The 12,867-nt window shown below is 32.3% G+C and carries 8 protein-coding genes; 6 read left to right on the plus strand and 2 right to left on the minus strand.

Going from position 1 to position 12,867, the window contains the following annotated elements:
* Positions 1-184: 184 nt before the first annotated feature.
* Positions 185-514, minus strand: coding sequence for an Lrp/AsnC family transcriptional regulator (locus tag G9F74_RS28825; protein WP_000799645.1), 330 nt, complete (start codon positions 512-514; stop codon positions 185-187).
* Between the two features lie 2,717 nt (positions 515-3,231).
* On the opposite strand from G9F74_RS28825, the gene G9F74_RS28830 reads away from it, so the two are divergent.
* The 4 genes from G9F74_RS28830 to G9F74_RS28845 all read left to right on the plus strand — a co-directional run bounded on the left by G9F74_RS28830 (position 3,232) and on the right by G9F74_RS28845 (position 9,067).
* A complete protein-coding gene (locus G9F74_RS28830) occupies positions 3,232-3,438 on the plus strand; it encodes a hypothetical protein (RefSeq protein ID WP_000581809.1) in 207 nt (68 codons plus the stop codon).
* A gap of 642 nt (positions 3,439-4,080) precedes the next feature.
* Positions 4,081-5,685: a sensor histidine kinase gene (locus G9F74_RS28835; protein WP_131202448.1), complete on the plus strand. Its 1,605-nt coding sequence runs from the start codon at positions 4,081-4,083 to the stop codon at positions 5,683-5,685.
* Positions 5,682-6,389, plus strand: coding sequence for a response regulator (locus tag G9F74_RS28840; protein ID WP_000598679.1), 708 nt, complete (start codon positions 5,682-5,684; stop codon positions 6,387-6,389). Before G9F74_RS28835 ends, G9F74_RS28840 begins: the two co-directional genes overlap by 4 nt.
* A 383-nt stretch (positions 6,390-6,772) precedes the next feature.
* Positions 6,773-9,067: a M60 family metallopeptidase gene (locus tag G9F74_RS28845; protein ID WP_131202447.1), complete on the plus strand. Its 2,295-nt coding sequence runs from the start codon at positions 6,773-6,775 to the stop codon at positions 9,065-9,067.
* Between the two features lie 837 nt (positions 9,068-9,904).
* Here G9F74_RS28845 and G9F74_RS28850 read toward each other — a convergent pair.
* Complete coding sequence (locus tag G9F74_RS28850; RefSeq protein WP_016107132.1) at positions 9,905-11,371, minus strand: catalase; 1,467 nt, start codon at positions 11,369-11,371, stop codon at positions 9,905-9,907.
* 1,070 nt (positions 11,372-12,441) lie between these two features.
* On the opposite strand from G9F74_RS28850, the gene G9F74_RS28860 reads away from it, so the two are divergent.
* Positions 12,442-12,597 (plus strand): hypothetical protein, encoded by a 156-nt coding sequence (locus G9F74_RS28860; protein WP_000056873.1) that lies wholly within the window; start codon positions 12,442-12,444, stop codon positions 12,595-12,597.
* Between the two features lie 30 nt (positions 12,598-12,627).
* A complete protein-coding gene (locus G9F74_RS30345; protein ID WP_016107133.1) occupies positions 12,628-12,750 on the plus strand; it encodes a hypothetical protein in 123 nt (40 codons plus the stop codon).
* Positions 12,751-12,867: the final 117 nt, after the last annotated feature.

The following is a 12,867-nucleotide window of genomic DNA, read 5'->3' on the forward strand; positions in this document are numbered from 1 at the left end:
ACCGCAAGGACTGCGGAGATAGCCTAATAAATTAGAGTTCGATAGAACTCTTTACTTAGGAATCCCCCTCTTCTAAACGAAGTGAAAGTGGGGGTAGTTCAAATTGTCAAAAAACTACACCCAAATTGTTAGGAGTGTAGTTTTTAGTTACGATGTTTATTATTAGGAAAAGTCGCTTATAACCTTAATTCTCTGTCAAATCATAATTAGTATTTGTTTTGAATATTATAAGATTAGATACTATTTGAGCTACAGAAATATAATTATCAACAAATTCTTCTAATTCTCTCAAATCAGCTATTATGATTTTAGCAATAAAGTCAGTCTTTCCTGTAACTCTATAACAAAATTCAATATTTGTTTCAAGCTGTATACAATCCATAAATTCCTGGAATTGTCCTTCTTTTACTTTTATTTCTAATATTGCTTGTAAAGAATTTGTAGTTGTTTCCTTATTGCTATTTTCCGTTCCAATCATGTTAGTGGATTTAGTTTGAATAACGGTATTTTTCATTTGATAAAAAATCCTTTCAAATTAGTTTCAAATAGAAAAAATATAACCTTTTTCCATTACAGGTGAAATGGTAAGTCGAAGTAGGGTTTAGTATTATAAAGGTATTCAGATATAGATATAAAATATTATATGGTAAAAAATTTTAAAAGGAGGAATTTATATTATGAAAAAAGCATCGGATGATCAAAAGTTATTGAGTATCTATTTTCAACAAATTGTAAAAGCAATTATACTCATGAAATAGTATAACATTCTATCATTCATTAAGAAGTATATTATTGAAAAAATTTAATAGATCTTGGTAATTACAATAGTTTTCCAAACGCTAAAGAGCAATTTCATAAAACTGAAAATATTGAGAAATAAGAAAAGTTAGTCACTTGATGTTGGATTTATTACGCGAAATGTTATAATACATATATAAGCATTATTTAAAAAAGCAACTCGAACCCCAATCCGAGTTGCTTTTTTATTATCTGTTTAATTATAAAATAACAACTAATTGGGTTGTTATTTTATAATATGTGAGTGTTTGAAAATTGAATTTTTATATGTAATATTGCATATAAAAGTCTTTGTTTAACATGTTATAATTTTGTTAGTAAATTATTCATCCATTAATTTACTGCTATTCATATCAACAGATATGAAAACCCTAAATTTATAAATAAAAAGAGAAGAACTATGGTGGGTTCTTCTCTTTTTATTTATAATTATTTATTACTTTTAAAAAGGTCTATAGAATCTCAGTCATTTTAAATTTGTTAATAACTATTTTCAAGTATTAGAATATTTAGCGAGTTTGTATTCTAATCAAGTGTTTTTGTACAAGTAGCAGATATAAAAATTCAATTAAAATATGACATGTATAGTGAGAAATTTTTAAGGTGAAGTATGTGAGAATAATGATTATACCTACGGGATAGGTTTAGATGGAACAAATACATGATTTTTATTTATTTGTTGCAAATTTAATAGATCTTTAAAAATGAAGTTTATTTTTAAGGTATTGATTATTGTGATTCTGTAAAATTAGAAAAACTAATATGCCACTTACACGTGCATTTGATTAGCAGTCTTATTTGTTTTCCTACTATTCTCCATTTGTTTATAAATATTTGATAAAAGAAACTAAAGAATTAACAAGGCAATCATCGTAGCAGTTTAATTTTTTGCAGAAAAACGGACAAAAATCCTATAGAAATGAGAAGAAAACAATCTTGTTACCCTAAGGCATTGTGTAAAATTTTAATTTGTCCCACATTTGTGTATCTTAATTTTAATAATATATTATTAATTGTTCATATTCATATCTGGTATTTAAGACTTAGGGATTTGCTAGCTTATTAAGGCTATATCTGATTAAAGATTAGAATGAATTTGAAATAAATGGGGTGTTTATGAAAATTTAGGTGTACAAAAAACGAAACCTTTAAGTAGGAAGAATAAGCGTATAAGCATGCTCTTAAAAAAGGTAGATTTTTATGAGTGAAGTGTCTGTATAAAATAACATATGTCTATCTAGTTAAAAAATATTATCTTATTAGTGAGAAAATTAAGAAGGACCTGATGTATTACATCAGGTCCTTCAATTAAAGCACTAGAAAACAAACTGTCACCATTATAATAGCAATAAAGGGAATTTAATTCAATATGTTAAATGTTGAGAAATAAACGATAATAATTCCATTGTATCGTAAATAAAAGAGTACTTACTTCTCGTAAGTATTGCCACAATAGGTAAAGTGATCATACCAGCAATAATTAGACGCCTGTGAATCAGCATCACTATTTAAATTATTACCAGAGAGTAATTTATTTAGTTAGAAGAAAAAGGAAGGGTCCTATTTGACTCCTTCCTTTTTCTCATACATACATAACGCTTGTTGACAACTTATGAAATAATAGCATTCATCGCTATTAAAATATAACACTAAAAGCATTTTAATAGATATGTAATTATGCATACATCGTGCTATTTCATGAATGGGAACAAAACAATTTATCTCTTTTGGGTTGGAAACAAATAGATTTAGGTATAATTAGCTAATCATTGATTGCTAATTATACCTTATTTCTACGTATCTGAAACAAATTATTTTACTGGATTGCATGTTAAAGAGGGTAAGGGCTTTATGAAAGGTAGATTGTTCCTTAGTTTCTTGTTCGTGATTTTACTAGGAGGATGCATAGGAAAAGAAGTTAGGTTATATACGATTCGAAAAGGGGTATTAGTCAGTGTGCCCAAAGACACGCTCCGTTTACGGTTTCCTATCCTACTAAATTATCATTCTAAGTAGATTCCTTCTCTTTCAAACAATTCATTTCATTGAATAAAGTTAATTCCGCCATACGTATCGCGTGGCATGGTAAAGGGGAGCGCATATATCGGTGCAATCATTGAAAAAGTCAGGAAAAAATAATTGTGTTTTTAGTGAGATGTAACAATGATTTTTTTAAAAGTTATTGCATATATTTTATTAATTGACACTCCCACCCCTAAAGGGACCAGCTGACTAACATCAGTGGGATTCTTGCTACCAAAGGCGAAGCCCATTTCTGGTATCGCTGACGTGCAAGATTGCGGTGTGCTATCACCTAACCAAGAAAAATCTTATATGTATCAAAGTGTGTACCTATCTTCAAAAATTATAATTGTAAACAACAAATAAGAACGATCTGTGAGAAAACTTAGGGAAAAAAGGAGTGGAGAAATCTTGATACATCAATATGAATTGAATTTTTCAGTGATGTATAGTGGTAAAGTATCAAGCTCACAATCTACGGTGATTCCAGCAAGTTCTTTAGAGGAAGCAAATGAAAAATTACTATCAGAAGTAAAGCGGCGATTAGGGGATTGTAGTATAGAAATTAATTCAAAAAGTTTATATGTTTCAGAAGATAGCCGATATACCATTGAATAAGATAAAAAAGTTCCCTAGAAATGGAGCTTTTTTTATCAATTTCACATGTAATTTTAAAAATATATATAGATTTATTTATGAGTTATTTGTATAGTTTAATTGTCTGTTATTTTTTTTAATTCATTTTTTTGAGTGCTCCAGAAATGGAGCCTTTTTTATGCAATAATCCACTTTCCTTAGGTTATTAAGTAGATCCATATGTGCTTTACTTTCTCTAATTAAGGAATCCGTCATATGTTCATCAACTTAATATTTTGAGATATTCCCAAAATCAAAAAAGAAAACTTTATAACTCTACATTTATTTATGAGGATTCAATTCATCTTTTGTATTTTAGGGAGGAGTGTATTTTTTAGCTTGATGGCAATGCGATAGATTAACTTTTATGAGTAATTTAGAAGTATTTTGTGAGAAGTATAAGTTGACTAACATAACCATCTTATACTCCTTGCTACAAAAGAAATGACAATATTAAATTTCTCTTATTTTTTATTATGGAATAAATTTTGCAGCTAATCAAAACTTAGAAGAAACGATAGAAAAACTCCAAAAAATAACGAGTAAATTTAAAGTATCATAACAGCTTACTCATTGTATATTTACCAAAGATCGCGTAGAAGAATTAGAGGAGTCAATGAAGAGATGAAAAAAAGGAAAAAACTATTGGATTTATGGAAAACAATCACATTATTAGTGTGTACAGTTGTAATGTTTTCTTTACTTGTGACAGATATATTAATTAGTCATAATGTAGAACGGGCAACGGAGGATAGCCAAGCAGAGAAAGCAAAAACGATTGCACGTATTGTGGCGAATGATTCAGTTGTAATCGATGGTTTAACAGGCAAAGGAGATACTTCCGCAATCCAAACGTATACAAATAGGCTATTAAAAAATACAGATGTTCAATTTATTGTCGTTATGGACATGGGCGGAATAAGAAAGTCTCATCCAGATCCAAAGAAAATAGGTCATCATTTTATTGGAGGAGATGAGGGACCTGCATTGAAGGGGCAGGAACATGTTTCACTTGCAGAAGGAACTTTAGGGGTTTCTATGCGAGTAATCGTACCTATTTTTGCTGAAACAGGTGAGCAACTTGGTGCGGTCGCTGTTGGCATTTCAGCTGATAATGTGAAAGAGAGTGTGAAAAAAAGTAGACATATTATTTATATCGGTGTTGGAGTAGGAATATTAGTTGGTATTATGGGGGCGATATTGCTAGCTAGACATATAAAGAAAAGTTTATTTGGTCTTGAGCCACATAGGATAGCGAAAATTCTTGAAGAAAGAAATGCGATGTTACTTTCGGTGAAAGAGGGTATTATTGCTGTAGATAAAGATGCCAATGTAACTTTAATAAATAATGAAGCAAAACGAATATTAAAGAAAGGTGGACTTACAGGAGATATTATCGGTAAAAATCTTGAAATGCATACGCCGAATTCACGTATAAAAGAAGTGTTGCAAACAGGAGATGTACAATTAAACGAGGAACAAACTGTTTATGGGATTACAATTGTTACGAATCGGGTTCCTTTATATGTAAAAGGAGAAATAGTTGGTGCAATTGCAACATTTCGTGATAAAACAGAGATTAGACAATTAGCAGAAGAACTAACTGGTATTAAGCTATATGCGGAAGCATTACGGGCACAATCTCATGAATTTATGAATAAAATGCATGTCGTCTTAGGGCTTACACATATGAAACAGTATGAAGAATTGCAGAAATATGTAAGTCGTATGGTATCAGAGCATCAATATGAAATTGGTGGGGTTATGAAAAGAATTAAAAGTCCAGTATTTGCTGGTTTTTTACTAGGTAAACTTAGCTATGCTAGGGAGAAAAATATTAAGTTAATTATAAGTGAAGAATCGGACTTACCAGATATATATGATGATTGTATCATCCATGAACTTATTACAATTGTTGGGAATTTAATCCATAATGCATTTGACGCAGTAATGAATTGTGAGAAAAAACAAGTTGAAGTCGGAATACAACATGGAGATTCTTTAATGATAACAGTACAAGATACAGGAAGTGGAATACCAGAAGATATGCTGGATAAATTGTTTGCAAAAGGTTATTCCACAAAGGGAGATAATCGGGGTTATGGCTTATATCTTGTAAAAGAAAGTACACAGCGAATAAATGGGGAGATTTATATCCATTCATCGTTAGGAGAGGGAACAAGGATAACAATTGAAATACCTAATAGTAGGGATGAGGGGCAAATATGATTAAAGTTTTAATTGTAGAAGATGATCCGATGGTAGCAATGTTAAATACACATTATTTAGAACAAGTAGGAGGGTTTGAACTTGTCCAAGCAGTTAACTCAGTAAAATCGGCGATAGAAGTATTAGAGAAATCGCAAGTAGATTTAGTCTTACTTGATATTTTTATGCCTGAAGAGACTGGATTTGAGCTTTTAATGTATATTCGAAATCAAGAGAAAGAAATTGATATTATAATGATTTCAGCTGTACATGATATGGGGAGTATTAAAAAAGCATTACATTATGGCGTAGTAGATTATTTAATTAAACCATTTACATTTGAAAGATTTAAAGAGGCATTAGCTATATATCGAGAAAAGCTTACTTTCATGACAGAACAACAAAAAATTAGTCAATCGGAATTAGATTCGTTAATTTTACAAAAGGAAAAAAGAGAGCCTATTGTCACTAAAGAGCTTCCAAAAGGATTAACGAAACAAACGTTACAATTAATTTGGGAGAAAATAGAGTCACTGAATGGACGGACGTTTACAACAGATGAAATGGCGCAATTAGTAGGGATTTCAAGAGTTTCTATTCGAAAGTATGTTATGTTTTTGACTGAAATAGGAATATTAGAGAATAAAATGGTGTATCAGCATGTGGGAAGACCTGTAAGTAAATTGAGATGTATTGACCAAAATAAAATAAGTTTTTACGTATAAGCGACTTATGATAAGTCGCTTATATTTTTTTGTTGAGAGATGTGAGACTACTCCTTTAGTAAGGGGAAAAATTGTCGAAAAAAAGATATAATTGTCAAATTATGTTGCAGTAAGACTTGTTCGATGTTAAATTCTTATTAATAAGAAAAAAGGAAATGGGCTCGTTTCATTCTCATACCTTATCTTTTGTAATTATTTAGTATAAACAAGGTTGAAAATTTCTTTCTTCTAATATGTTTTATATTTATTAAACTATAGGAAGATTTCTGAGTTTATATTTCTGAAATTTCAGAAATATAAACTCGCCAGGAGATTGAAATTAATTACATTCGTTCAACAAAAGGATTTTAACAGAAAAAATTGAAAAAGAAAGGATTATTTATATGCAGAAAAGGAATCATTATATATTTCAAAAACCGATGAAAGTACTTGCGACATCTGCTATTTTGACAACTACATTATTTACACCTATTATAACAAACAATTTAAATGTACACGCTGAAACAGTTAATCAACCAACTACAAATCAATATGAACTAAGGGAGTTTGACCTACCAGCTACAGGAAGCTATCAGGATGAAGCAACAAGAGAGAGAAGAAGTGAACAAAAAACCTATATACCAACTGGAATTTATATACAACCGAATGAAGAAGTTACAGTTGAAGTATTAGGAACGAATAAGATTAGAGCAATTATTGGAACACATGGCTATGATAAAGAATGGGGAAAAGAAATTAAACTTTCTCCTGGTACGAATAAGATTTCCTCTCCAAATGGTGGGTTATTAGGACTTGATAATAATCAAACTACAGGAACAGTTAAGGTGAAATTCACACAAGGCGGGAGCCATGTCCCGTTCTTTGAATTAGGAAAGCATACGAAAGCAGACTGGATTGCGATGATGGACAAGTATCCAAATGCACATGCTGTTCAATTAAAATCAAAGAAAGCAGTGCTTACGGTTACTCAAGATAGTGCTAAGAAGCATATAGTTAATCAAGATCCTATCCCGTTATTAGAAACATATGATGAAATGATTCGAGCGCAAGATAAAATATCTGGATTATCTGAAACAGATCCTAATCCTTTACATCGTTCGACTGAACGTATTTGGTCCTTTATAGAAAATCCTAACAAACCAACATGGGGCATGTATGCAAGTCTAGATGGAGCTGCATTTACTACTGCTGGTAACGCAATTGAAAGTGCTTTAAATGTAAATAAATTTGGATGGGGACAAATGCACGAAGCGGGACATGCAAGACAACAATACCCATGGACGTGGAATGATTTAAGAGGGATGGGTGAAGTAACTGTTAATCTATATTCTTTAGCTGCACAAAAGCGATTATTCCCGAATCAACCGACGCGTTTAGAAAAATCCGGTGATTACGATAAAGCCTTTGTATACTTAAAGCAAACAGATAAAGAATATAAAAATATAAATGACTTGTTTGTGAAACTTGTTATGCTTTGGCAACTTCATCTCGCATATGGTGAGGATTTTTATCCGAATCTTCACAAACTATATCGAGAGTTACCAAAGGATCAACTTCCAAAAACGGATGAAGAGAAAATTCAAGCATTTATTTACAATACATCCAAAGTAGCGAAACAAAATGTACTCCCGTTTTTTGATCAATGGGGACTGAAAGCATCGCAAGAAACGCGACAAAAAATAGAAGCTTTGAACTATCCGATATTAACCGCACCTATTTGGGAAGCCACAGATTCTAAACCTGTAATTGTAGAAGAAATTCCAGATATGGAACCGAATTTTACAGTACCTGTTGGAGCGACAGTTAATATAGGTAATTCATTCGACCCAATGTCAGGAGTGTCTGCTACTGATAAGGAAGACGGAGACCTTACTACTAAAATAACAGTTGACGGTAAAGTAGATACCTCTAAAGCAGGCACTTACGAGTTAACTTACACAGTTAAAGACTCTAAAAATCATAAAGTAAACGCGAAACAAACGGTTACGGTTAAAGAGAAAGAAGAAATAAAAGATGAGCCGCCATCACTAAAAGTACCCTCAGAAACTACAATTTCGGAAGGGGATAAATTCGATCCAATGAGAGATGTAAGTGCTACTGATAAAGAAGATGGTGACCTTACATCAGAAGTAAAATATGAAGGTGAAGTAGATACAAATACACCTGGCACTTGCACGATTAAATATATAGTTAGAGATTCTGCAGGTCATTTGGCAACTCAAATACAAACTGTAACAGTTAAAGAAAAAGAAAAACCTATTGAGATTCAAGAGCCTGAGTTAACTGTACCTACTGAAGGGTATATGAATGTAGAAGACAAATTCGCACCAATGACTGGGGTTAAAGCTATTGAGAAAGAAGATGGTAATATTACTGATAAAGTAAGACATTTTGGTGAAATAGATATATTTAAAACGGGTACTTCCGAGGTGAAATTCCTTGGTCGTGACTCCGGTAGTAATGAGGTAACTACAATACAAAAAGTGGTAGTGACAGATAAAGAAAATGGTATTAATAATATCCCTAAAAACAGTAATTCTGATGAAAAAGAAGATATGTATAAAGAGCTTCCAAAAGCAGGTACAACTATAAATAACAGTGCAGCAATAGGCATATTGATGGTTCTTGCAGGTATGGTAATTACTTTTGGTTGCAAATTTAAAAAGGTACTAAAATAGTTGTACCTCAGTGCATTGAATAAAAGTAAGACTGAATCAGGAGTTCAAATTGAAACAATAGAGAGATTGACACTCCCACGTCTAAAGAAGGACTAAAGTCCTGCGTGGGCTTTCTCGTATCGTAAATTCTGTAATTTTTTTGTTACCTTCAAATGAATCAGCTATATGTTAAAATGTTTATATTCCTCCTAATCAATTCATGTGATTAGGCGAGCCCTAAGGAGTCCCTATCTCCTAAGGGCTCTTTCATAATCTATTATTCTATCTTATTTACCTACTCCATAAAGCAAATTAATCTCCCTTGCATACCCACAAATTATCCTCCTCAACATTAGATGCCTTGAAATCTCTCTTCAAGATATTAGGTACTTCCCATGACGAGAAGTATTAATCCATTATTAATACTGTTTATAGGTATGTAGTTTTTACACAATTAAAATTGATTAACTATCTGTTTTTCGATCTTTATTCTTATAAAGTCATAAAGTATAAAGTATAAAGATCAAGTATACATTAGTTCTTCGCCAAGATTCCCTAAATGAAAATATATCCATAGGGAAGCGTGTAGAACCTTGCTATAACGATAATAAGAAAATACATTCAATATATGTTAGCTATATGCCTGCATTGCAATTGTAGGATTAGCAAAAACAAAATAATAATTTGGAAATGCTGCATAAATTGTATGAACAAATATTAATAATCCTATCTATTGTTGAAGAGAACTAAAAAAAGAAGTTGTCCCTAAAAAGTCGTTTTTAAACGGATTTTTGAGACAACTTCTTTTCTTACATATTGTAAGTTAAATTTGAGAGTAAAATAAAATTAAGCATGCTATTATTTTGTAGAATTTCCTACATACGATGAAATATCAACATTTAATGCTTCTGCTAAGCGAATACCATATTCGCGATCTGCACGGAAGAAGTTACAAATAGCTAGTAGTTTCGTACGCTCATTTACGTCTTTCAAGTCATTAGTTAAGTTTGCAATTAAGTTGTCTTGCTCTTCTTTAGAGAATGAACGATAACGCTCACCGGCTTGTTTGAAGTCGTTCGGTTTCTCATTTTTTTCACGAGATACATAGCCTCCTACTCTCATAGTTGAATCGCGGTATGTTGAGTCTTCAACTGGATTTTCAGTATGGCGGCTCGGTTCATAGTTTATTGTAGATGGGTTTTGATTTACTTGCATCGCACCATCACGTTGTTGATTACGAACAGTTGCGTATGGGCAGTTTACAGGGATTTGTAAATAATTTGCACCAAGTCGGTAACGCTGTGTATCTGGGTAAGAGAATAAACGACCTTGTAATAGCTTATCTTCAGACGGTTCAATACCAGGTATAGTTGCACTTGGTGTAAAGGCCACTTGCTCTACTTCCGCAAAAAAGTTTTGTGGGTTACGATTTAGTGTCATTGTCCCTACTTCAATGAGTGGGAAACAATCTTCTGGCCAAACTTTTGTTGGATCTAATGGGTCGAAATCTAAAGAATCCATTTGATCTAATTGCATCACTTGTACGTATAGATCCCATTTTGGATGATTTCCTTTTTCAATCGCATCGAATAAATCGCGAGTTGCATGATTGAAATCTTTACCTTGTACTTGTTCCACTTCTTTTGCACTTAAATTTCGTACACCCTGCTGTGGTTTCCAATGATATTTAATGTAAACAATTTTACCTTTTGCATTAATCCATTTAAATGAATGGACGCCGAAACCTTCCATTTCACGATAGTTTGCTGGTGTACCATAATCAGAAAATACCCATGTCATCATATGAGTAGATTCTGGTGTTAACGTCATAAAATCCCAATAACGATCTGGCGTTTGAATATTTGTATCAGGTGCTGGCTTTAAAGAATGCACCATGTCAGGGAATTTAATTGCATCACGAATGAAGAAAACTGGTAAATGGTTACCTACGATATCGTAGTTTCCTTCTTCTGTATAAAATTTAACAGCGAACCCACGCGGATCACGTGCTGTCTCCGGAGAGCCTTGGCCATGAATAACTGTTGAGAAACGAACGAATACAGGCGTTTCAGTTCCTTCATTTTGTAAAAATGCTGCCTTCGTATATTGCTTCATACTGTTTTTAGTTACAAATACACCGTGAGCACCTGCACCACGTGCATGTACAACACGCTCTGGAATACGCTCACGATCAAAATGGGCAAGCTTTTCTACTAAATGATAGTCTTCTAATAATACCGACCCACGGCGACCAGCTGTACGAGAATTTTGGTTATCTCCAACTGGAGCACCTTGGTTTGTTGTTAAGCGATTATTTGGATTCATGAAGTGGAACCTCCTATTTATAAGCGATAATAATTTTTTTATAATAATTATTATAATTTAATATATATTTAGTTTTATTGCTTGTCAATAATTAAAAATCGTTTTTATTTCATTTTTTGAGATAGGGTCCGCGAATCAATCTATAAATATATCTTGTATATTTACCATAGCCAACCTAAAATACGCTGCAATAAATCCATGACTCTGTTTTATCATCTGAAATTATCCAACCGATTAGTAATCTTCTAAACTAGAGCATACTAATTAATCACACATCTTTTCTGCTGTTTCATTCTCCTTATATTTATATAAATTAATCCGCATGAGTACTCGTCCATCATTTTAGAATTTTTTTAAAACCCCTGCAGTGGTGACTATATGCTCAACTAAGTAATTATTACATGTTATGTAGTATGTATATTAAGTTGTAATTATTATAAATTGATAATTGATAAAAGTAAATAATTTGTCGATAAATGTCATAAAAAAACCAATATCAATTCTTTTTTTATAATTTTTATAAAAAAAGAATTGATATTGCATGGAGATTATATTAATATCATTCGAGGATATTATGTACTATTTGGAGCTACCGCCAGCATTTTGGAACAACCAAGCTTCTTAAATGAAAAGATCTCTAGCGTACGATATTCGCCTTTAGGCTAGGAAGATATTAATTTCTTAGGAGAATATAAGTTTGGGAGATTACACCCAATAACTTTACATTGCTTATGTCTTTTGAATATTAAAGAGCCGATTTGCTCACAACGAGGGAAAGTGGGCTCTTTTCTTCTCTGAATTTTCTTAGCTTGGTTTTTTTCTGAAATAAACGTTAATTATGAGGAGAGAATGCCGGTGCTTAGAAAATGCCGAAATATAGGGAGCTTATTATTAATTCTTACTTTGCTAATTATAGCTTGTGTATTACAGGCCTTGGGAGAGGAGAATGGGGAATGACGGATGCAATTATAGAAATTTTTATGAAATTCATTGTGATTTATTGTATAGGCTGTTTTGGTGGTAGTTTGTTATGGAAAACGAAAACAGATTGAAAGATAAGGAGATTCACTATGAGCCTTCCCACCCAAAAAAAGATGTTGCAGCGAGTTAAAAAAGAGGCAACGTCATACTGTAATGTTGATCCTTTGGCTTTTGCAATAGGGATTAGAAATGGATTTTTAATGGTAATGCCATTTTGGTTAGTTGTATTGTATTTAGTTATATGAAAATACCATAACTACGAAAGGGTGAAAGAAATGATTGCTTCGAATGGAATTGTAGATATCCATTCCAAAAAGCAGGCCCAAGAATTCACAATGGAAATGACAAAACAAATGCTTCATGAAACCGCTGGATTCATGTGGGGGAGGATTACATAATCATTTTTAAGTGGAACCATCTTTTATATTAATGCTAAGTTTGAACTACTCACCACTTAACGTCCTAACGGACTGTTTGAAGTGGGAGATTCCTGCGAACACCGATTATCCACCGGT

The organism is Bacillus sp. EKM202B, assembly GCF_011066025.1.
In the GTDB taxonomy this organism is placed as follows: Bacteria; Bacillota; Bacilli; order Bacillales; family Bacillaceae_G; genus Bacillus_A; species Bacillus_A toyonensis.